Here is a 20969-nt window from a genome sequence, read left to right on the forward strand (position 1 = left end):
CCTCTTCTAGAGGAGAGAGGAGCCGGCCTGAACAAGGCCCGGAATTGATGAAAGCCAAGCGCATTCGTCTCCACAAAAGTCGGAGGAAAGACCATGAATATCGCGACCAGTCCCGCCCCCTCTTCCGAGGCCTATCGGTCCCCGCGCCTGCTGATCGATGGCGTCTGGCTGGAAAACGGCGGCCGAAAGACCCAACCCGTCGTCAACCCGGCCACCGAAAAGCCGATCGGCACCGTGCCGCATGCGACCATCGAGGATCTCGACCGGGCGCTGGAAGCGGCACGGCGCGCCTTCCCGCTGTGGCGCGCCACGAGCCCGCGCGAGCGCGGCCGTATCCTGAAACGCGCCGCCCACCTGATGCACGAGCGGCAGGAGGAGATCGCCCGCATCGCGACGCTCGAAATGGGCAAGCCGATCGCCGAAGCCCGGCTCGAAACCCATTTCGCCTCGGAAGAAATGGAATGGTTCGCCGAGGAAGGCCGCCGCACCTATGGCCGCGTCATCCCCGGCCGTCTCGGCGAGACCCGTTTCCAGGTCGTCAAGGAACCGGTCGGCCCGACGGCCGGTTTCTCGGCGTGGAACTTCCCGGTCGGCAATGCCGCCCGCAAGATGGGCTCGGCGCTCGCCGCCGGCTGCACGATGATCTACAAGCCCGGCGAAGAAGCCCCGGCAGCGGCCGCCGCCGTCGCCCAGTGCCTGATCGATGCGGGCGTGCCGGCCGGCGTCATCGCCGTCGTCTACGGCGTGCCGGATTTCATCTCGCGCCACCTCATCGCCTCGCCGGTCATCCGCAAGATTTCCTTCACCGGCTCCGTGCCGGTCGGCCAGCACCTCATCCGGCTCGCGTCCGAAGGGCTGAAACGCACCACGATGGAACTCGGCGGCCATGCGCCGGTGCTCGTCTTCGACGATGCCGACCAGGCGGCGGCGCTGGAAATGTCGGTGCAGCGCAAATACCGCAACAGCGGCCAGGTCTGCATCTCGCCGACCCGCTTCTATATCCAGGACGGTTCCTACGAGGCCTTCTGCGCCGGCTTTGCCGAACGCGCCGGCAAGATCAGGGTCGGCGACGGCCTCGACGCCTCGACGGACATGGGACCGATGGTGCATGCCCGCCGCCGCGACGCAATCGAGGCGCTGGTGCAGGACGCCACATCCAAGGGCGCAAGGCTTCTCGCCGGCGGTCATCGGGTGAACAACGCGGGCTTCTTTTATACCCCGACGGTGCTCGCCGACGTGCCGGACGACGCCCGCATCATGAGCGAGGAACCCTTCGGCCCGGTCGCCGTGCTCAATCGCTTCTCGGATTTCGACGACGCGATCGCCAAGGCGAACAGGCTGCCCTATGGCCTTGCCGCCTACGGCTTCTCCAATTCGCACAGGACCATCGCAAAACTTTCGGATCAGCTCGAAGCCGGCATGGTCGGCATCAATTCCTTCAACATCTCCATGCCGGAAACGCCGTTCGGCGGGGTGAAGGCAAGCGGCCACGGTTCCGAAGTCGGGATCGAGGGCGTCGAGGCCTACATGGTCACCAAAACGGTCAGCGTGAGCTGATCCAGCCGGCTTTTCAGAATGTTTCCAGGAGAACGCGGATTATGAAACACGTCAAACCGACCGGCACGTTCGCCGCCGAAGCCGTGCTGACCCACATGAAGGCCGCCGGCATCGACGTGCTCTTCGCCAATGGCGGCACGGACTTCCCGTCGATCATCGAAGCCTTCGCCCGCCAGTCCGAGACGGGGCTGAAAATGCCGGAACCGCTGGTCATCCCGCACGAGGGCGTCGCCGTCGGCATGGCGCACGGCTATTATCTGATGACCGGCAAGCCAGCCGGCGTCATCGTCCACGTCAACGTGGGCCTTGCCAACTCGGTCATGGGCCTGATCAACGCCCGGTCGGAAAACGTGCCGGTCATGATGTTCTCCGGCCGCACGCCGATCACCGAACATGGCCGCTTCGGCTCGCGTTCCTCGCCGATCCACTGGGGCCAGGAAATGTTCGACCAGGGCGGCATGGTCCGCGAAGCGGTCAAGTGGGACTACGAGCTGCGTTACCCGGAACAGGCCGGCATCGTCATCGACCGCGCCATGAGCATCGCCATGAGCGAGCCGCGCGGGCCGGTCTATCTCAGCCTGCCGCGCGAGGCGCTGGCGGAAGGGGCGGAGATAACGACCAGCCACCGCTCGACCGTCACGCCCACGTCCTACGGCCCCGCCGACCCGGCTCTCGTTGCCGAGGCCGCCGAGCTTCTCGCCGGGGCGAAGAATCCGCTCGTCATCGCCCAGAGTCCGGAACTCGCCCCGGACTTCGAGCCGCTCGCGGGCTTCGTCGAAAAATTCGCGCTGCCGACCGTCGAAATGTGGGCGATGCGCCAGTCGCTGCCGAGCGACCATCCGATGATGGTCGGTCGCGACTCGACCCAGCTCCTGAAGGAAGCCGACGTCGTCGTGGTCATCAACGCCGCCGTTCCGTGGATTTCCGATCATACGGCCCTTGCGGAAAGCGCCAGGGTGATCGCCATCGGCCCGGACCCGCAGCACAGCCGCATGCCGATCCGCAGCTTCGAGATCGACATCGCGCTCGCCGGCGGCATCAACAAGACGATCGCGGCGCTTGCCGCCGCCCTTGAGCAACGCGTGCCGGCCGGCGAGACATTCGCCGAACGCCGCCAGAAATGGGCCGGGGTGAAGGCCGGTCAGGCGGAAGCCGCCGCAAGGCGCGCCGCCTTGGGCAACGGTTCGCCGATGACGCCGGCCTTTGTCAGCCGCTGCATCTCGGACATCATGGACGAGAAGACGACCGTGGTGAACGAGCTCGGCATCGACCCGTCGGTGATGGAATTCAAGCATCCGAAGTCCTTCTTCTCGACGCCACTTTCCGGCGGCCTCGGCTTCGGCTTGACGGCGGCGCTCGGCGCCCAGCTCGCCGCCCGGAAGCAGGGTGACGGCCGGCAGGTGATCGTCACCGTCGGCGACGGTTCCTACATGTTCGCCAACCCGGTCGCCTGCCATCAGACCGCGACCGCGCTGAAACTGCCGCTGCTGACGGTCGTCTTCAACAACGGCATCTGGAACGCCGTGCGCCGCTCGACCCTCTACATGTATCCGGACGGAAGTGCGGCGACCGCCAACATCATGCCGATCACCGCCCTCGACCCGGCCCCGGACTATGCCGCGGTCGCCCGCGCCCATGGCGCCCATGCCGAACGCGTCGAGGCGGGCGAAGACCTGGCGGATGCGCTGCAGCGCGCGCTCGCCGCGACGAGGAGCGGCCGGCAGGCCATGCTCGAAGTCATGGTTTCCTACTAGGAGGTTCGGCGATGGGGGGAGGAACCGGAGACGACGCAAGGACGATGAAGACGCTGGTGGATCTCCGCCGGCGTTACCCGATGGTCAGCGATCTCGAAAAACGGGCGAAATGGCGCATTCCGCGCTTCGCCTACGAGTTCCTGCAGGGCGGTGCGGGCGACGAGACGGGGCTGAACCGCAACCGCTCGGCGCTGCAGGCGGTGGAGGTCGTGCCGCGTTACGGCATCGACGTCACGAAGGTGGATACGTCCGTCGAACTTTTCGGCCATCGTTATGCCGCCCCGATCGGCATTTCGCCGATCGGCCTCGACGGCATGATGTGGCCCGGCGCGACGGAACGTTTCGCCAGGGCCGCACAGGCGCACAACATCCCCTACATGGTCGGCACGCTCGCCTGCGCGACGATCGAGCAGGTAGCGGAATGGGCGCCGGACGTCACCTGGTTCCAGCTCTATCCGATGGCGCCGGACGACCATCGGTACAGCCTCGAAATGGCCGAGCGCGCCCGCATGGCGGGCGCCAGGGTTCTGGTCGCGACGCTGGACGTGCCGGTGCGCGCCAAGCGCCCGCGCGATCTGAGGAACGGCCTCGTCATGCCCTTCCGGCTGACGCCGAAGACGATGATGCGCGCGGCGATGGCGCCGCTCTGGCTCGACGCCGTCCGCCGCAACGGCATGCCGACCTTCGCCAACATGGGCAGGTTCGCCGGCGGCACGGACCACAGCGCGACGGCGGGCTTCGTGCAGACACATATCGGCGGCGGCTTTCCCTGGGGTGAGATCGCCCGCCTGCGGGACAAATGGCCCGGACCGATGATGGTCAAGGGCGTCATGCATCCTGCCGATGCGGAAAAGGCGCTGGAACTCGGCCTCGACGGCGTCGTGGTCTCCAACCATGGAGGCCGCCAGTTCGACGCGGCGCCCGCGACGATCGACGTGCTGCCGGAGATCGCCCGCACCGTCGGCACGCGCGGCACGGTGCTCTTCGACAGCGGCGTCGTTTCCGGCGTCGACATGCTCAGGGCGCTCGCCTGCGGGGCGCATGCCTGCTTCGCCGGCCGCGCCTTCATGCTGGGGCTTGCCGCGCTCGGCGACCGCGGCGCAACCCACATGGCACGGGCCTTCATCGAGGAATACGGCATGGCGCTCGGCCAGAACGGGCTCCTGAGCTCCGACGAAGCCCGCCGCGCGCCCGTGCGCCATCCCGGTGCCTGGACGCCTGAGAATTTCCAACCTCGTCGCTAAATCCGTTCCCGGGAGGGGAGACCCATGAAAGTCGCAGACGCCATTGCCGAAATTCTGAAACGCGAGGGGATCGAGATCGTCTGCGGTTATCCGGTGAACCACGTTCTCGAACATGTCGCGATGGCCGATATCCGCCCGATCATCGTGCGCCAGGAGCGCCACGGCCTGCACATGGCCGACGCCATGTCGCGCTTGAGCTCCGGCAAGACGATCGGCGTCTTCGCCATGCAGCTCGGCCCGGGCACGGAAAACGCCTATGGCGGCATCGCCCAGGCCTATTCGGAATCCGTGCCGATCCTCGTTCTCCCCATGGGTTACGAGCGCCGCGTCGCGCATATCGACCCGAACTACAACGCCACCCGCTCGATGCGCGACATCACCAAGTCCGCCGAGCCGATCACGCTGGCGGAAGAAATACCCAACATTTTTCGGCGCGCATTTTCCAAACTGAGGAACGGCCGCGGCGGCCCGGTGCTGATCGAGATCCCCAACGACATGTGGCAGCATGACGTGCCGGAACCGCTGGACTATCGCCCGGTCCTCGCCACCCGCTACGGGCCGGACCCGGCCGCCGTGAAGGACGCCGTCGACCTGCTGCTCGCCGCCAGGCGCCCGGTGCTCTATGCCGGCCAGGGCGTGCATTACGCCGAAGCCTGGCCGCAGCTCAAGGAACTCGCCGAACTGCTTGCGATCCCCGTCTCGACCAGCCTCGAAGGCAAGAGCGCCTTTCCGGAAACCCATCCGCTCTCCGTCGGCGCCGGCGGTGCGGCGATCTCCAGGACGCTCAGGCATTTCCTCGATACGTCGGACCTCGTCTTCGGCATCGGCTGCTCGTTTACCGAAACCGCCTTCGGCGTGCAGATGCCGCTCGACAAGACGGTGATCCATGCCACGCTCGATCCGGATCACGTCAACAAGGATATCGAAGCGAAGGTGGCGCTGATCGGCGATGCGGCGCTGACGCTCGATGCGGTTCTCGCAGAGATCAAGGCCCGCAATACGGCACAGCGTGACAGCGCCGGGATCGCCGCGGAAATCGCCAAGGTGCAGGAGGAATGGCTTTCCGAATGGATGCCGAAGCTCACCTCAGAGTCGAAACCGCTCTCCCCCTACCGTGTCCTCTGGGACCTGCAGCATACGGTGGATATCGAGAACACGATCATCACCCACGACGCCGGCAGCCCGCGCGACCAGCTTTCGCCCTTCTGGAAATCGGTGAAGCCGCTCACCTATATCGGCTGGGGCAAGTCCACCCAGCTCGGTTACGGCCTTGGGCTGGCCATGGGCGCCAAGCTGATGCATCCGGACAAACTGTGCATCAACGTCTGGGGCGATGCGGCAATCGGCTTCACCGGCATGGATTTCGAGACGGCGGTGCGCGAACGCATCCCGATCCTGTCGATCCTGCTCAACAACTTCTCCATGGCGATGGAACTGCCGATCATGAAGGTTTCGACGGAGAAATACCGCTCGACCGACATTTCCGGCGACTACGCCGCCTTCGCCCGCGCGCTCGGCGGATATGGCGAACGCATCACCGATCCGGCCGAGATCATCCCGGCGATCCGGCGCGGCATCGAGCAGACGCAAAAGGGCGTTCCGGTACTCCTCGAATTCATCACCAGCCAGGAGATCGCCCGCTCGCGTTACCATCGCATGCTGACGGGTGAGACGAAATGAGCGCGTTAGCCTCGACCATCGATGCGCTGAAGCTGCATTTCGGCGACCGGCTTTCGATCACCGATGCGGTGCGCGAGCATCACGGCCACGACATGTCCCGCCAGCCGACGCGGCTGCCGGATGCGGTGGTCTATGCCGAAAACGAGGACGAAGTGGCGCGCGTGGTATCCGCCTGCTTCGAGGGTGGCATCGCCGTGACGCCATTCGCCGCCGGCTCATCGATGGAAGGCCACACGATCCCGCTGAAGGGCGGCATCTCGCTCGATCTCACCCGCATGAACCGGATCGTCGCGGTCAACCACGAGGATTTCGACGCGCAGGTGCAGGCGGGCGTCACCCGCAAGCAGTTGAACGCCCATATCCGCGATACGGGCCTGTTCTTCCCCATCGATCCCGGCGCCGACGCCTCGCTCGGCGGCATGGCCTCGACGCGGGCTTCCGGCACCACCGCCGTGCGTTACGGCACGATGCGCGAGAACGTGCTGGCGCTGCGCGTCGTCACCCCGCAGGGCAAGATCATCATCACCGGCCGGCGGACGAAGAAGTCCTCCACCGGCTATGACCTGACGAAGCTTTTCGTGGGCGCGGAAGGCACGCTCGGCGTCATTACCGAGGTGACCGTCCGGCTGCATCCGATCCCGGAAACCATCGCGTCGGCCGTCTGCACCTTCAAGACGATGCGCGGCGCGGTCGAAGCCGTCGTCGCGACGATCCAGAGCGGCATTCCCGTCGCCCGCATCGAATTCCTGGACGAAGTGGCGGTGGAAGCGGCGAACCGCCATGCCGGCCTGACGCTGAAAATCGCGCCGACGCTGTTCCTCGAATTCCACGGCAGCCCGCGCTGGGTGGAGGAACAGTCGAACACGGTGCGGGATATCGCCGGCGAGTTCGGCGGTTCCGATTTCGAGTGGTCCACCCGCACGGAGGACCGCGAGCGCTTGTGGAAGGCGCGCCACGAGACGATCTATTCCAACCAGACGCTCAGGCCCGGCTGCAAGGCCTTCACCACTGACGTCTGCGTGCCGATCTCCCGTCTGGCGGAAGCGGTGATGGCGGCCCGCGAGGACATCGACAGGTCCTTCGTCATGGGCAAGATCATCGGCCATGTCGGCGACGGCAATTTCCATGTCGGCTACCTGATCAAGCCGGAAATCCCGGAGGAACTGGCAGAGGCCGAACGCCTCGCCGAACGGCTCTACCAGCGCGCCCTCGACATGGGCGGCACGTTCAGCGGCGAGCACGGCATCGGCATTTCCAAGCTGAAATACCTGCGCCGCGAACATGGCGACGCCGTCGACATGATGAACGCCATCAAGGCCGCGCTCGACCCGAAGGGCATCATGAACCCCGGCAAGCTCGGCCAGGCCGGATGAGGCGCCCTATCGGCTGAGATCGACGATCAGGGCTTGGCAGGGCCTCGATCCCACCCTACCTGCTTTTCCGGGTGGGCAAGGAGGAGAGAATGATGATCATCCGGTCCGGGAGCTGCCTCTGCGGCAGGGTCAAGTTCAGCGTGAAGGATGCACCGATCAGGATCGGGCTCTGCCATTGCACCGATTGTCGCAAGGAGAGCGGCTCGGCCTTCGCCACCTTCGGCATCTGGCCGCGCCACGCCTTCGAGGGCAGCGGCGAGGTCAGGTATTTCCAGGGCCGCGGCTTCTGCCCGGAATGCGGCTCGCGCGTCTTCAACGAGAGCAGTGACGGAGATGAAATGGAAATCCGCGTCGGCTCGCTCGACATGGCGCCGACCGACCTGGAACCCACCTACGAGCTCTGGGTGAAGCGGCGCGAGAACTGGCTTGCGCCGCTCCCCGTCGAGCAGTTCGAGGAAGACCGGCATTGACGCATTGCCCTGACATGCGGTGGGTATAAAGTGCCGCCGAAACGCCAAGGAGAACCTTGTCATGGCGAAGACGGACTTGCTGGAAAGGGCGATCGCGATCGCCACCGAGGCGCACCGGGGTCAATCGTCGAAGACCGGAGGGCCGTTCATCGAACATGTGCGGCGCGTGGCCGAAAGCGTTGCGGGCGAAGACGAGAAACTGGTCGCCTGGCTGCATGACGTGATCGAGAAAGGCCCCGGCTGGACACTCGAAAGGCTGCGCGAGGAGGGTTTTTCGCAGACGATCGCGGAAGCCGTCGATGCGATGAGCAAACGCGACGGCGAGGACTATTTCGATTTCGTCCGGCGCTCGATCAGGAACCCGCTCGCCCGGCCGGTGAAGCGCGCCGACCTGACGGACAACCTTGCGCAGATGCGCCAGATGGGCGGCGACGGTTCCAAGTTCGCCGAAGGCCTGCGCATTCTCAAGGAGGAATATCCCGGCTGACCGGAACCTTGGGGCCATCTCTTCCGTTCGTTCCGGCATGGCCTGAACGTCACGGGATCGACGCATGGAACTCAAATCGCAAGTGGCCCTGGTAACGGGCGCCGGATCGGGTATCGGCAAGGCGACAGCGCTGAAACTTGCCGGAGAAGGCGCGCGTGTCGGCGTGCTCGGCCGCACCAAGAGCGAGATCGACAGGACGTCCGGGGAGATCGGGAAGGCGGGCGGCGAGGCACTGGCGCTGGAAGCGGACGTTTCCGACGCAAGCGGGATGCGCGCTGCCATCGACCGGCTTGCGGAAACGTTCGGCCGCCTGGACATCGTCGTGGCGAATGCCGGCATCAACGGCGTCTGGGCGCCGATCGACGACCTGACGCCGGAAGAATTCGACAGGACGATCGCCGTCAACCTGCGCGGCACCTACCTCACCTTCCATGCCGCCGTGCCGCACCTGAAGAAGCAGGGCGGCTCGATCGTCGTCGTCTCCTCGATCAACGGCAACCGCACCTTCAACACGCCGGGAGCCACTGCCTATGTCGCCACCAAGGCGGCGCAGGTGGCAATCGTCCAGCAGCTCGCCCTGGAGCTCGGCAGGCACCGGATTCGCGTCAATGCCGTCTGCCCCGGCGCCATCGAGACGAACATCGACGAGAACACGACCGTGCGAAAGGAAAAGGATACGGCGGTTCCGGTCAGGTTTCCGAAGGGCGACATTCCGATCACCGGCGGCAGGGCGGGGACAAGCGAGGACGTGGCGGACGTCATCCTGTTCCTCGTCTCGGACCGTTCCCGGCACGTCACCGGCACGCCGGTCTTCGTCGACGGCGGCCAGGGCCTGCTGAGGTGAACCGCCGTCCGCTTTCCGCCGGTTCGGATATATTGGACATACCGATTGAACCCGTCCCTGTCTGCGCGCATAAAGGCGCATCGACAACCACCCACTGCGCAGGAGTCCGCCATGGTAGAGCAGAAACCCGCCGAAGCCGCTCCCGTCGTCGTCATCGACCTGCAGGTCGCCATGTTCGACGGCGTCGTCGACCCGCCGCTGCACAATGCGGATGGCCTGACGGACCGCGCGCGAAAGGTGATCGACTGGGCGCGCCGGGAAGGCCGGAAGGTCGCGTTCGTCCGTCACGACGGGCCTGAAGGCGACCCGCTGGCGCCGGAAGAGCCGGGCTGGCCGGTCTGGCCGGCGCTCGGACAGGCGAAGGATGAACCAACCTTCTCCAAGAAGGTCGGCGATGCCTTCAGCAATCCGGAACTCGGGCGATGGATCGAGGAACAGGGCGTGGCGGAGGTCGTGCTGCTCGGCGCCCAGACGGATTTCTGCATCGCCGCGACGGTGAAGGGCGCGTTGTCGAACGGGCTGAACGTCACCGTCGTTTCCGACGCCCACAGCACGCTCGACCAGCCGGACGAGACGGCGCCGGCGATCATCGACCGCTACAATGCCCAATTCGCCGAGGCCGGCGTCAACCTCGTCACGACCGAGGCGCTGACGGGCTCCCCGGGTTCCTGACGCCGAGCTGCAGCCGGCGGGTGATGCCGATCTCGCCGAGGAACACCTCGTCGTGGCTGACGACGAGGAGCGCGCCGTCATAGGCGCGAAGCCCCGCCTCCACCGCGGCGACCGAATCGATATCGAGGTGGTTGGTCGGCTCGTCGAGGATGAGCAGCGACGGCGGCTGCGGGCCGCCAAGGACGCAGGCCAGGCCGGCGCGCAGCATCTGCCCGCCGGACAAGGTGCCGACGACCTGCAGCGCGGCATCGGCGCGGAACATGAAGCGGGCAAGCGCGGCGCGGCAGGCATTCTCGTCCGCGCCCGGATTGAGCTTCCTGAAATTGTCGCGGATCGGCAGCGCAGGATCGAGCAGGCTTACCCGCTGGTCGAGCATGGCGATCCTCACCATGACCTGCACGGTGCCGGAGAAGGGCCGCAGGGCACCCGATACCAGCGACAGCAACGTCGTCTTGCCCGACCCGTTCGGACCGGTCACGGCGATACGCTCCGGCCCGGTGATCTCGAAGGAGAGACCACGCAGCACCGGGTTTTCCCGATCGTAGCCCGCGACGGCCGTGTCGAGCCGCAGCACGACACGGCTCGCCGGCAGGCCGGTCGGCGGCAGGGTGACGGTCAGCGGCTGCAGGATCTCGATCTTTTCCCGCACGGCCGAAACATCCTCCAATGCGCGGCTTCGCAGCCGGTCGGCCAGCCTTGCATTCTCGCCGCCGGTGTTTTCCGCCTTGCGTTTCAGCCCGCCCGCGACGATGCGCGGCATGTCGCCCCGCGCCGCCCTCTTCTTTCCGACACTGTCCTTGCGGGCCTTGCGTTCGGCCGTTTCCTGCGCGGTGCGGTTCACCTCCGCCACGCGCTTTTCGGCATCGGCCAGATCGCGTTCGGCGGCGGCGAGTTCGATCGCCTTGCGCTCCCGGTAGCGACTCCAGTTGCCGCCATGGCGGGCGGCGCCGAGCGTCGTCATCTCGACGATCGCATCGACGGTGTCGAGCAGCTCGCGGTCGTGGCTGACGACGATCGCACCGCCTCGCCAGCCGGCAAGCAGTTCGATGACCGCCTGCCGCCCGTCGCGGTCGAGATTGTTGGTCGGCTCGTCGAGGATGAGGAAGTCCGGCGCGCGGAAGATCAGCGCCGCAAGCCCGGCGCGGGTGCGCTGGCCACCGGAGAGCGTTTCGAGCCTCGTTTCAGCGCCCGCCGTGAGCCCGGCACGCGCCAGAGCCCCGGCCATGCGCGCTTCGAGCATCCAGTCGGCATCCGCCAGTTCCTCCGCCGTCGCCTCCCCTTTCCCGGCGCGGGCGAGCAGGCCGAGCGCGTCGCGCGCTCCGAACAGATCGGCGACGGTCTCGCCCGGCACGACCTGCACGCTCTGGCGCAGCACGTCGAACGTGCCGGAGATCGAGACCGTGCCGGATGCGGGCGAAAGCTCGCCCGTGATCAGCCTGAGCAGCGTCGTCTTGCCGACGCCGTTGCGGCCCACAAGCCCGGTGCGTTCCGGGCCGAAGCTGAGATTGAGATCGGAAAAAAGCGGCCGGCCGTCAGGCGTGGACCACGAAAGGTTTGCGAGCGTAATGGAAGGCATGGACGGATTCCCGGATTGCAAGGCGAAGCGGCGCTGCGATCTGGGTGAAATCCATGGTCGACCATCCTGTCGGTGCTGCGGATGGAGGCTGTCTATGCCGGAAATGCGGGGGATTCAAGGCCGGTGCACGGATAAGGAAAACCGCCAGGGATGTCCATTCCGCCTCGCGGACCGCAACTGATGCGGAGCTCCGGCCGGCTACGTCATCCGCAGATGCCGAACCTCGTCGACGCTCACACCTGAGGTCGCCGGGACCATGCCGCGTACACGAAGGTTCTCGGACGAATCTCCATTGAGATAGCAATACCAATGGGTTTCATGGGTGTCCGGCTTGGTGCTCTTGTAAAAGATCTGGATATCCAGTGTTAGAAGCTCATCCTGTGTCTGTGCCGTTTGCCCGACCGGAATGTCATATACTTTCGCAAGCGAGAATTGAGCGCTGCCGCCGGGAGCGATGAAAAGATGGCCGGTCGCCTCCTCCTCGCCATCCGTCTTGCTGGTGGAAAGGTAATGTTTGCGACGGACGGCGGCAGCCGGTGTTTTTCCCACATTCCTGACCGTGTACTTCCCGTTGATCCAGCATTTGGTGTGCGTGGGATGAACCGCGAAGCTCATATGCACGAGCTGGACCTCCTCCACCACGATCCATGGCCGGATATCGTTGAACAGGCCTTCTTCCGCAATCCGGTTCGCATCCCCGGCATGCTTCAAGGCTCTTCTGGTCAGTACGATTGTGTAAATCAGTCCGAATACGCCGCCCACGCCCACAGCCGTGCTTGCCACCGTGGCTATGAGCATCCAGTAGGCATATTTCGCCATTTCCTGCTGCGCGACGAGATCCGCCTCCTCTCTGGCCTCCGTGCGGCTTTCCTGCAATGTCCCGGGCGTCGGAACTGGAGAATAGGCGAAACCGGCCACCGGACAAACCAGTAAGCCCAGCATGAGCACGAGCAAGCGCGGCATCCCGACGAGTCTCCGGTGGAATTAAACCATGTCGCGATCTTTCAGATTCGCCCGCCACACTTCAAGTCTCAGTTTTTCCGCATGCCGTTGCTGCAAGATCGCCGCACGCTTCTGCGCGACATGCCTTGATTTATTCCGATGCGCGCAAGCTGGGGCGCCGGCCTGAAAACCGGATCGATTTCGGGGAAGCACGATGCCTGGCTTCCGAATTGCCGGAAGCCGACCCTGATCGGCACGCAACTTTTTCGCTCGACGTTCCGCCCGTCGGAGCGGGCTTCGATCGCCCTGTCATTCACAGGAGACGCTTACGTCCGCTCCTCCCAGAGCTTCGCCAGTTCCACCACCGTCTTCACGGCCTTTTCCATGTCCTGGCTCGAAACGAATTCCAGCGGCGAATGGAAGGCGTGGCCGCCGGCGAAGAGGTTTGGACACGGCAGGCCCATGAAGGAGAGGCGCGAGCCGTCCGTGCCGCCGCGGATCGAGCCGCGCACGGGCTCCATGCCAGCCCGGCGGATGGCTTCGACCGCGAATTCGACGATCTCCGGATGCCTGTCGAGCACCACCTTCATGTTGCGATATTGCTCCCTGACCTTGAACGCGTAGCTGGAGCCCGGATAGGCGGCGAGCACCTCTCTGGTGATCTTTTCCAGCAGCGCCTCCTTGATCTTCAGGCCCTCTTCCGTGAAATCGCGGATGATGAAGGAAAGGCTCGCCTTCTCCATCACGCCGGAAATGCCGGTCGGGTGGATGAAGCCGTCCCGGTCTTTGGTTGTTTCCGGCGCCTGGTCCTTCGGCAGGCGGTCGATGATCGCGCCGGCGATGCGGATGGCGTTCTCCATCTTGCCGTAGGCGAAGCCCGGATGGATGGCGACGCCCTTGATATCTATCTCCACCGCATCGGCGGAGAAGGTCTCGTCCTCGATCGTGCCGGCCGTCTCGCCGTCGAGCGTATAGGCGAAATCAGCGCCGAGCTTCTTGAAGTCCACCTTGTCCACGCCGCGGCCGATCTCCTCGTCGGTGGTGAACAGGATGCGGATCGCCCCGTGCTTGAGGTCCGGGTTGTCGATGAGGAATTCGGCCGCCGTCATGATTTCGGCAATGCCCGCCTTGTCGTCGGCGCCGAGCAGCGTCGTGCCGTCGGTCGTGACGATGTCGTGGCCGATCAGCGTCTTCAGAACCGGATGTTCGGAAACGCGGATCACCTGGGCCTTGTCGCCCGCAAGCTGGATGTCGCCGCCCTGGTAGTTCTTCACGATCTGCGGCCTGACGCCGGTGCCGGAAAAGTCCGGCGCGGTGTCCATGTGGGCGGTGAAGCAGATGACCGGCACGTTGTTCTTCGACGTCGTCGCCGGGATCGTTCCGTAGACATAGCCATGCTCGTCGAGATGCGCGTCGGTGACGCCGATCGCCCTGAGTTCGGCGGCCAGCAGCTCGCCCAGATCGCGCTGCTTCATCGTCGAAGGCTGGGTCGGCGAAGCCGCGTCCGACTGGGTGTCGATGACGACGTAACGGAGGAAACGATCGGTAACGCTGTCGGCCATGGCTCGAAAATCCAAGTTTGCGAAAGGGAACGGAAAGGAAATGTGTAGCGGCGCAAGCCCGCCGCGTGAATGGGGCGGCCCGGAAAAATTCTTTCCCTCCCCTGCGGGCCGTTTCACCTCCGCCGACGGCCGGAATGCTATCCAAAACGTTTTGGCTTGACTCCCAAAACGTTTTGGAGAATCCTCGACCGCAATTCGGGAGGAAGATCTTGGCCAATCTCAAACAGCTTGCGCAGTCGCTCGGATTGTCGATCACCACGGTCTCCCGTGCCCTCGACGGTTATTCGGACGTCTCCGCCGCGACCCGCGAGCGGGTCCGCGAGGCTGCCGAGAATGCGGGCTACCGGCCGAATGCCTCCGCCCGGCGCCTGCGCAAGCAGCGCGCGGAGCTGGTGGCCGTCACGCTGCCGAGCGACCCCGGCCATATCGGTCCGCCCCACTTCCTCGACATGCTCTCCGGCTGCGCCGAGCATCTCGCCGCCTCCGGCCTCAACCTCGTCATCGCGCCGGTGCCGCGCGGCGAGAGCGAACTCGATATCTGCCGCCGCTTCGTCGACGGCCGCCGCGTCGACGCCATGCTGCTCGTGCGCACCAGGCGGCGCGACGAGCGCGTCGAATTCCTGCAGTCGCGCGGCATCCCCTTCGTCACCAACGGCCGCACCGAAAGCGTGATCCCGCATCCCTACATCGACGGCGACGGCTTTGCGGGTTTCCGGGCCGCGACCCGGCGTTTCCAGGCGGCCGGCCATCGCCGCATCGGCCATGTCGCCGGACCGCAGGAATATTACTTCGCGCATGTGCGCCGCACGGGCTGGCAGGCGGCCATGGACGAGGCCGGGCTTATGGCCGACCTCTGCGCGGAAGGCGCGCCGACCGAACAGGGCGGCTATCTGGCGGCCCTCGAACTGCTGCGCCACCCATCCCGTCCGACGGCGCTCGTCTGCGCCACCGATGAAATGGCGATCGGCGCGCTGCGGGCGCTGCGCGAGATCGACGGCGGCAGCGGCATCAGCATCGTCGGCCACGACGACCTGCCGATGGGCGCATTCACCAGCCCTTCGCTTTCGACCATGCGCATGACCGGCCAGAACCTCGGCGCGAGCTTCGCCTCGCTGCTGCTCCGCGCCATCGCCGGCGAGCCGGCCGAGGAGCTTCAGGAGCTTCACGCGATCGAATTCGTCGACCGCGACAGCCACCGCCTCCCCCTCAAGGCGGCATGAACACGCGGTGCATCGCAAACAGACAACAATGAAGGAGGAGAAGATGAAACGTTTCATGTCATTCGGAATTCTGGCTTCCACCGTGCTGGCCTTCGCCTCGCCGGTGCTCGCCCAGACAGTTTTCGTATCCACCCAGCTTCGCCCGATCGAAGAGGCGACCGTGGTGCGCCAGGAACTGCTCAAGGATGTCGGCAAGGTCGACTACGTGGTCGAGGAGCCGCCGCAGTTCGCGGTGCGCATGGAGGCGGAACGGCAGGCCGGCAAGCATACGGTGAGCCTCGTCGGCGCCCTGCATGGCGAGCTTTCGCCGCTGGCCGACAAGGATGCGCTCGAGCCGCTCGACGACCTTGCCAGGACACTTGCCGCCAACGGGATGCCGCAATCGCTGCTCGATCTCGGCAAGCTCGGCAAACCGGCGCAGCAATACATTCCCTGGATGCAGGCGACCTACGTCATGGCCGCCCGCAAGGATGCGCTGCAATACCTGCCGGCTGGCGCCGACGTGAATGCGCTCACCTATGACCAGCTCATCGAGTGGGGCAGGAAGATGCAGGAAGCGACCGGCCAGCCGCAGATCGGTTTCCCCGCCGGTCCGAAGGGCCTGATGGCGCGCTATTTCCAGGGCTATTTCTATCCGTCCTTCACAGGCGGCGTGGTGCGCACCTTCCGGGGCGCCGATGCGGCCGCCGGCTGGGAAAAGCTGAAGGCGCTCTGGGCCTATGTGAACCCGAACTCGACCAATTACGACTTCATGCAGGAACCGCTGGCGGCCGGTGAGGTCATGGTCGCCTGGGACCACGTCGCGCGCCTGAAAAACGCCATTTCCGCAGCACCCGACGACTATGTCGTCTTCCCGGCCCCGGCCGGCCCGAAGGGACGCGGCTACATGCCGGTCGTCGCCGGGCTCGCGATCCCCAAGGGTGCACCGGACAAGGCGGGCGCCACCAGGGTCATCGAACATCTGGCCAAGCAGGACGTGCAGCTCCTCACCGCATCGCGCGTCGGTTTCTTCCCGACGTTGAACGTCCAGCTCCCGGAAGACCTCGACCCGGGCGTGGCCCTGCTCGCTGGTGCGGTGACAGCCACACAGGCCTCCAAGGATGCGGTGATCTCGCTTCTGCCGGTCGGCCTCGGCGACAAGGGCGGCGAGTTCAACAAGGTCTATATGGACGCGTTCCAGCGCATTGTGCTGCAGAACGAGCCGGTTGCCGACGTGTTGAAGGCTCAGGGCACCACCATGGCCAAGCTGATGACCGACACCAAGGCGCCGTGCTGGGCTCCGGACGCCAAGAGCGACGGCCCCTGCCCCGTCGAATAAGATCCTTCGAGTTGCTTGCGTGAACCCCTCACCCGGCCTCCGCTCGGCTCGGCTACCCTCTCCCCGTTGGGGAGAGGAGGGAGTAGCGACGGCGCGGCATATTTCTTCTCCCCAGCGGGGAGAAGGTGCCGGCAAGCGGATGAGAGGGAATGCACCTCCAATGGCGCCTGTAGGGTTCCCCGGCGAGAAGAGAAGCACATGACCAATACCCGCCCCTGGGTCCCCTATCTCTTGATCCTGCCGTCCGTCGCCTTCCTGGCGCTGCTTTTCGTCGTGCCACTGGTCCAGACGATCTGGCTTGCGGTTTCGGACAATGGCGCGCCTTCGCTCGCCAATGCCGGGCGCATGGTCGACGACATCAACTTCACCCGCTCGGTGAAGAACACGTTTCTTCTGACGCTGGCGGTGGTGCCGGTACAGCTCTGCATCGCGCTCGTCATGGGCACGCTGGTCGCCAAGGTCGGACGCGGGCGCGAAACCATCCTGTGGATCTGGACGATCCCGCTCGGCATCTCCGATCTCGCCGCGGGCCTCGTCTGGCTGTCGATCCTGCAGAACACCGGCTATTTCAACTCGGCTCTGTTCAGCCTCGGCATCATCGAGCGGCAGGCGAGCTGGCTTTCCTACCAGACGCCCGTCGCGCTTTTCATCGCGATCGCCGTCGCCGAGATCTGGCGCGGCACGGCGATCGTCATGGTCATCATCGTCGCCGGCCTCAACCAGGTGCCGAAGGAATTCAAGGAGGCAGCCGAGATCTTCGGCGCCGGACCATGGACCCGCTTCAGGAAGATCACCCTGCCGCTCATCCGCCCGGCGCTGCAATCGGCGCTCATCCTGCGCACCGTGCTCGCCTTCGAGGTCTTCGCGGTCGTTTATGCGCTCGGCGGACGCAATTTCCCGGTTCTCGTCGGCGAAGCCTACAACTGGCAGAACCAGAACCAGAATTACGGCGTCGCGGCGGCCTATGCGGTGCTGATCATGATCATCTCACTCGCCGCCACCCTCATCTATCTGAAGGCCGTCAAGGTCGATCCGGAGCGCCTGCCGTGAGCACGTCAACGACCAATCCCGCCGGTTTCGTCTCCTCCCGCCGCTGGCTTCTCTGGAGCGGCATCGCCGCACTCTGCGCCTGGGTTCTCGTGCCGATCTATCTGGTCGCGCTCGGAGCGCTCGGCGGACGCCAGGGCGTCTACCAATGGCCGAAGACCGGCCTGCCGACCGGCATTTCGATCGAGCCGTTCCTGCTGTTCCTGAGAACGGAAGGCGTCGTCCAGTCCTTCCTGAATTCGCTCGGCGCTGCGGGCATCACGGTGGCGCTTTCCATCATCCTCGGCGCACCGGCGGGTTATGCGCTCGCCCGCTACAATTTCCACGGCAAGGACAGTTATCGACTGCTGGTGCTTCTCACCCGTGCGTTCCCGCTGGCGATCCTGGCGCTGCCGCTCACCGTATCCTTCATCCGGCTCGGTCTCTACGACACCATCGTCGGCGTCGGGCTCATTCATACCGTGCTGGCGCTGCCGTTCGCGGCGCTCGTGACACAGGGCATTTTCCTCGGCGTGCCGAAAGAGCTGGAAGAGGCCGCATGGGTGTTCGGCTGCACCCGCGTCCAGGCCTTTTTCAGGATCGTCGCCCCGCTGGCGCTGCCGGGCATCGTCGCGACCGCCGTCTTCGCCTTCGTCATCTCCTGGAACGAGGTCTTCGCCGCCTCCGTGCTGACGGTCAGGAACCGCACGCTGACGGCCTACCTGCTGACGGTGCTCTCCGAAAGCCCGATGCACTACCGCTTTGCCGGAGGACTCATGCTCATTCTTCCTTCCGTCGTCTTCATCTTCGCGGTCAGGCGCTACCTCTTCGCGATCTGGGGCATTTCCTCCAAGTAACGGGACCATATCCATGGCCAATATTGTCATCGACCGTATCCGCAAGAGCTTCGGCTCCTTCGAAGCGCTCAAAGAGGTCTCGCTGACGATCAACGACGGCGAGTTCGTTTCCCTGCTCGGCCCTTCGGGCTGCGGCAAGACCACGCTCCTGCGCATCATCGCAGGCCTTGAAACCGCCTCCTCGGGCGATGTCCGCATCGGCGAAAAGTCGGTAATCGGATTGCCGCCCAAGGATCGCGGCCTGGCGATGGTCTTCCAGAACTATGCCGTCTTTCCGCACATGACGGTCTACGAGAACGTCGCCTTCGGGCTGCGCATGCAGAAGGCCGACGACGCGCGCGTGAAGGCGCAGGTCGGGAAGGCGGCCGGCCTGCTGCATATCGAGCAATATCTCGACCGTTATCCGAACAAGCTTTCCGGCGGCCAGCGCCAGCGCGTCGCGGTCGCCCGCGCGCTGGCGGTCGAGCCCAAGGTCCTCCTGATGGACGAGCCGCTCTCCAACCTCGACGCGCTGCTGCGCCTCGAAATGCGCACGGAGCTGAAAACCGTGCTGCAATCGGCCGGCACGACGACCATCTACGTCACCCACGACCAGACGGAGGCCATGGGCCTTTCAGACCGCATCGCGGTCATGCATGGCGGCGTGGTCGAACAGGTCGGCACGCCGGTCGGCGTCTACAATCATCCGGCGACCCGCTTCGTCGGCGGTTTCATCGGCAATCCGCCGATGAACTTCATCAAGGTGCCGGTCTCGGACGGGCGGGTGGCGGCGGGTTCCGAAGAGCTCACGGTCCCGAGGGAAGCCGGCGGGGAAGTGATCCTCGGCCTGCGCGGCGAGGCGGTCGAGCTGGCGCCATTGCCCGACGGGCTGGAAATGAAGGTCCGCGTCGCCGAACCGATGGGCTCGCACCTGCTCCTGACCGGCTCGATCCACGACCAGCCGGTGCGCGTCATCCTGCCGGCTTCCGAAACCGTCCGCAGCGGCGACACGATCGGCCTCAGGCTCGACCGCAGGCGCATCACCTGGCTTTCGCCCGAAAGCGGCAAGTCCTTCCCGGCCATCGCAGCCTGAGAATACCGGAGTATCCCGAATGAACATGCATATCGACCAGGCAAAGCGCATCCTCGTCGCCAACGACCGCGGCGGCTACACGGTCCCGACCGACCGGCTCTATCCATTCCAGTGGAACTGGGATTCCGCCTTCGTCGCCATGGGCTTCGCCCTTTACGACACCGACCGCGCCTACCGCGAGCTGGAACGGCTCGTCGAGGGCCAATGGGCGGACGGCATGATCCCGCATATCGTCTTCCACCAGCCGAGCGACACCTATTTTCCCGGCCCGGGCGTCTGGCGCACGAAACATGCCGTCCCGACATCCGGCATCACCCAGCCGCCCGTCTTCGCGATCGCGCTCCGCAGGCTGCACGAAGCGGCCGGCGACCAGGCGCGCACCCTGCCGCTCTACGAGGCGGCGCTGAAATGGCACCGCTGGTGGTATTCGGCGCGCGATCCGCAGGGCACCGGGCTTGTCGCCCTGCTGCACCCTTGGGAAAGCGGCAGCGACAACTCGCCCGCCTGGGACGTCGCGCTCGCCCGCGTGCCGACCACGACCGATACGCCGGTGGTGCGCAAGGATACCGGCCATGTGAACGCCGAGATGCGCCCGCGCGACGAGGATTACAGGCGCTTCATCCATCTGGTCGATACCTATGCCGCCTGTGGCTGGGACCCGGCAAGGCAATGGGAAAAGGCGCCGTTCAAGATCGCCGAGATCCAGACGACCGCGATCCTGCTCAAGGCCGGCGAGGATCTCGAACATCTCGCCCGCCTGTTCGGGAGGACAGAGGACGCGGCCGGGATCGCCGCCTTCAACGAACGCACCCGGGCAGCGATGCTTGCCCAGTGGCGGCCGGCGCTCTCCCGCTTCGTTTCCCGCGACCTGATCTCCGGTGAGGACGTGGAGGCGGCAACGCAGGCGGGTTTCATCCCGCTTCTCTCGCTCGACCTCGACAAGGGGATCGCGGATGCGCTGGTGGCCGAGATGAAGGCATGGTCCAGGGGGCTGAAGGTCGCCTTCCCCACGACCAAGCCGGGCATCGCAGGCTGGGAACCGAAGCGCTACTGGCGCGGGCCTGCCTGGGCGATCATCAACTGGCTGCTGATCGACGGGCTGAAACGCAACGGCCATCCGCATGCGGCGGAAGAGCTGCGCAAGTCGACCATCGCGGCGATCGAGTCGGAGGGGTTTGCGGAATATTTCGACCCGGTGACGGGCGAAGGCTGCGGCGGCCTCGGCTTCTCGTGGACCGCCGCAGCCTATATGTGGCTGGCGAAAGCCTGACCCATGCCTTGGAAAACAGGCGCCTTTCCGGCGCCTGTTTCGTTT

The 20969-nt window shown here is 65.4% G+C and carries 18 protein-coding genes; 15 read left to right on the plus strand and 3 right to left on the minus strand.

What is annotated here, in order from left to right; all coding sequences use genetic code 11:
• The first annotated feature begins 93 nt into the window (after window positions 1-93).
• From ACFFP0_RS06750 to ACFFP0_RS06790, 9 genes are all read left to right on the plus strand, one after another.
• Complete coding sequence (locus ACFFP0_RS06750) at window positions 94-1557, plus strand: NAD-dependent succinate-semialdehyde dehydrogenase (RefSeq protein ID WP_377257934.1); 1464 nt, start codon at window positions 94-96, stop codon at window positions 1555-1557.
• 41 nt (window positions 1558-1598) lie between these two features.
• Window positions 1599-3311, plus strand: coding sequence for a thiamine pyrophosphate-requiring protein (locus tag ACFFP0_RS06755; RefSeq protein WP_377257937.1), 1713 nt, complete (start codon window positions 1599-1601; stop codon window positions 3309-3311).
• A gap of 11 nt (window positions 3312-3322) precedes the next feature.
• Window positions 3323-4555 carry an alpha-hydroxy acid oxidase gene (locus tag ACFFP0_RS06760; RefSeq protein ID WP_377257940.1) on the plus strand — a complete coding sequence of 411 codons (1233 nt, stop codon included), beginning with the start codon at window positions 3323-3325 and terminating at the stop codon, window positions 4553-4555.
• Window positions 4556-4579: 24 nt separating this feature from the next.
• A complete protein-coding gene (locus tag ACFFP0_RS06765; protein WP_377257943.1) occupies window positions 4580-6235 on the plus strand; it encodes a thiamine pyrophosphate-requiring protein in 1656 nt (551 codons plus the stop codon).
• On the plus strand, window positions 6232-7608 hold the full coding sequence (locus tag ACFFP0_RS06770) for an FAD-binding oxidoreductase (RefSeq protein ID WP_377257946.1): 1377 nt from the start codon (window positions 6232-6234) through the stop codon (window positions 7606-7608). Before ACFFP0_RS06765 ends, ACFFP0_RS06770 begins: the two co-directional genes overlap by 4 nt.
• 92 nt (window positions 7609-7700) lie before the next feature.
• On the plus strand, window positions 7701-8078 hold the full coding sequence (locus tag ACFFP0_RS06775) for a GFA family protein (protein WP_377258745.1): 378 nt from the start codon (window positions 7701-7703) through the stop codon (window positions 8076-8078).
• A gap of 61 nt (window positions 8079-8139) precedes the next feature.
• Window positions 8140-8565: an HD domain-containing protein gene (locus ACFFP0_RS06780; protein WP_377257949.1), complete on the plus strand. Its 426-nt coding sequence runs from the start codon at window positions 8140-8142 to the stop codon at window positions 8563-8565.
• A 64-nt stretch (window positions 8566-8629) separates the two neighbouring features.
• A complete protein-coding gene (locus ACFFP0_RS06785) occupies window positions 8630-9409 on the plus strand; it encodes an SDR family oxidoreductase (protein ID WP_377257952.1) in 780 nt (259 codons plus the stop codon).
• Between the two features lie 111 nt (window positions 9410-9520).
• Window positions 9521-10081, plus strand: a complete 561-nt coding sequence (locus ACFFP0_RS06790; protein ID WP_377257955.1) for an isochorismatase family protein — start codon at window positions 9521-9523, stop codon at window positions 10079-10081.
• On the opposite strand, the gene ACFFP0_RS06795 is transcribed toward ACFFP0_RS06790, so the two are convergent.
• The 3 genes from ACFFP0_RS06795 to pepT form a co-directional block, all read right to left on the minus strand.
• A complete protein-coding gene (locus ACFFP0_RS06795; RefSeq protein ID WP_377257958.1) occupies window positions 10044-11657 on the minus strand; it encodes an ABC-F family ATP-binding cassette domain-containing protein in 1614 nt (537 codons plus the stop codon). The genes ACFFP0_RS06790 and ACFFP0_RS06795 overlap by 38 nt on opposite strands.
• A 198-nt stretch (window positions 11658-11855) precedes the next feature.
• The gene (locus tag ACFFP0_RS06800; protein WP_377257961.1) at window positions 11856-12620 is read right to left on the minus strand and encodes a hypothetical protein; all 765 of its coding nucleotides are present in this window, start codon (window positions 12618-12620) and stop codon (window positions 11856-11858) included.
• Window positions 12621-12925: 305 nt separating this feature from the next.
• On the minus strand, window positions 12926-14161 hold the full coding sequence (pepT, locus tag ACFFP0_RS06805; RefSeq protein ID WP_377257964.1) for a peptidase T: 1236 nt from the start codon (window positions 14159-14161) through the stop codon (window positions 12926-12928).
• 209 nt (window positions 14162-14370) lie between these two features.
• Between pepT and ACFFP0_RS06810 the strand changes: the two genes are divergently transcribed.
• The 6 genes from ACFFP0_RS06810 (at window position 14371) to ACFFP0_RS06835 (ending at window position 20924) form a co-directional block, all read left to right on the plus strand.
• Window positions 14371-15381, plus strand: a complete 1011-nt coding sequence (locus ACFFP0_RS06810) for a LacI family DNA-binding transcriptional regulator (RefSeq protein ID WP_377257967.1) — start codon at window positions 14371-14373, stop codon at window positions 15379-15381.
• A 43-nt stretch (window positions 15382-15424) separates the two neighbouring features.
• Complete coding sequence (locus ACFFP0_RS06815) at window positions 15425-16699, plus strand: ABC transporter substrate-binding protein (RefSeq protein WP_377257970.1); 1275 nt, start codon at window positions 15425-15427, stop codon at window positions 16697-16699.
• A 198-nt stretch (window positions 16700-16897) separates the two neighbouring features.
• Window positions 16898-17749, plus strand: coding sequence for a carbohydrate ABC transporter permease (locus ACFFP0_RS06820; RefSeq protein ID WP_377257973.1), 852 nt, complete (start codon window positions 16898-16900; stop codon window positions 17747-17749).
• Window positions 17746-18582: a carbohydrate ABC transporter permease gene (locus ACFFP0_RS06825; RefSeq protein ID WP_377257976.1), complete on the plus strand. Its 837-nt coding sequence runs from the start codon at window positions 17746-17748 to the stop codon at window positions 18580-18582. Before ACFFP0_RS06820 ends, ACFFP0_RS06825 begins: the two co-directional genes overlap by 4 nt.
• Window positions 18583-18595: 13 nt before the next feature.
• A complete protein-coding gene (locus tag ACFFP0_RS06830) occupies window positions 18596-19654 on the plus strand; it encodes an ABC transporter ATP-binding protein (protein WP_377257979.1) in 1059 nt (352 codons plus the stop codon).
• 19 nt (window positions 19655-19673) lie between these two features.
• Window positions 19674-20924 (plus strand): MGH1-like glycoside hydrolase domain-containing protein, encoded by a 1251-nt coding sequence (locus tag ACFFP0_RS06835; RefSeq protein WP_377257982.1) that lies wholly within the window; start codon window positions 19674-19676, stop codon window positions 20922-20924.
• The last annotated feature ends 45 nt before the right edge of the window (window positions 20925-20969 follow it).

The sequence above is a fragment of the Neorhizobium puerariae genome (genome assembly GCF_042429745.1).
In the GTDB taxonomy this organism is placed as follows: domain Bacteria; phylum Pseudomonadota; class Alphaproteobacteria; order Rhizobiales; family Rhizobiaceae; genus Neorhizobium; species Neorhizobium puerariae.

What these genes read in the sequence shown, in the direction of transcription:
- ACFFP0_RS06750 (WP_377257934.1), top strand. Translation starts at nt 94, where the DNA reads ATGAATATCGCGACCAGTCCCGCCCCCTCTTCCGAGGCCTATCGGTCC.
- ACFFP0_RS06755 (WP_377257937.1), top strand. Translation starts at nt 1,599, where the DNA reads ATGAAACACGTCAAACCGACCGGCACGTTCGCCGCCGAAGCCGTGCTG.
- ACFFP0_RS06760 (WP_377257940.1), top strand. Translation starts at nt 3,323, where the DNA reads ATGGGGGGAGGAACCGGAGACGACGCAAGGACGATGAAGACGCTGGTG.
- ACFFP0_RS06765 (WP_377257943.1), top strand. Translation starts at nt 4,580, where the DNA reads ATGAAAGTCGCAGACGCCATTGCCGAAATTCTGAAACGCGAGGGGATC.
- ACFFP0_RS06770 (WP_377257946.1), top strand. Translation starts at nt 6,232, where the DNA reads ATGAGCGCGTTAGCCTCGACCATCGATGCGCTGAAGCTGCATTTCGGC.
- ACFFP0_RS06775 (WP_377258745.1), top strand. Translation starts at nt 7,701, where the DNA reads ATGATCATCCGGTCCGGGAGCTGCCTCTGCGGCAGGGTCAAGTTCAGC.
- ACFFP0_RS06780 (WP_377257949.1), top strand. Translation starts at nt 8,140, where the DNA reads ATGGCGAAGACGGACTTGCTGGAAAGGGCGATCGCGATCGCCACCGAG.
- ACFFP0_RS06785 (WP_377257952.1), top strand. Translation starts at nt 8,630, where the DNA reads ATGGAACTCAAATCGCAAGTGGCCCTGGTAACGGGCGCCGGATCGGGT.
- ACFFP0_RS06790 (WP_377257955.1), top strand. Translation starts at nt 9,521, where the DNA reads ATGGTAGAGCAGAAACCCGCCGAAGCCGCTCCCGTCGTCGTCATCGAC.
- ACFFP0_RS06795 (WP_377257958.1), bottom strand. Translation starts at nt 11,657, where the DNA reads ATGCCTTCCATTACGCTCGCAAACCTTTCGTGGTCCACGCCTGACGGC.
- ACFFP0_RS06800 (WP_377257961.1), bottom strand. Translation starts at nt 12,620, where the DNA reads ATGCCGCGCTTGCTCGTGCTCATGCTGGGCTTACTGGTTTGTCCGGTG.
- pepT (WP_377257964.1), bottom strand. Translation starts at nt 14,161, where the DNA reads ATGGCCGACAGCGTTACCGATCGTTTCCTCCGTTACGTCGTCATCGAC.
- ACFFP0_RS06815 (WP_377257970.1), top strand. Translation starts at nt 15,425, where the DNA reads ATGAAACGTTTCATGTCATTCGGAATTCTGGCTTCCACCGTGCTGGCC.
- ACFFP0_RS06820 (WP_377257973.1), top strand. Translation starts at nt 16,898, where the DNA reads ATGACCAATACCCGCCCCTGGGTCCCCTATCTCTTGATCCTGCCGTCC.
- ACFFP0_RS06830 (WP_377257979.1), top strand. Translation starts at nt 18,596, where the DNA reads ATGGCCAATATTGTCATCGACCGTATCCGCAAGAGCTTCGGCTCCTTC.
- ACFFP0_RS06835 (WP_377257982.1), top strand. Translation starts at nt 19,674, where the DNA reads ATGAACATGCATATCGACCAGGCAAAGCGCATCCTCGTCGCCAACGAC.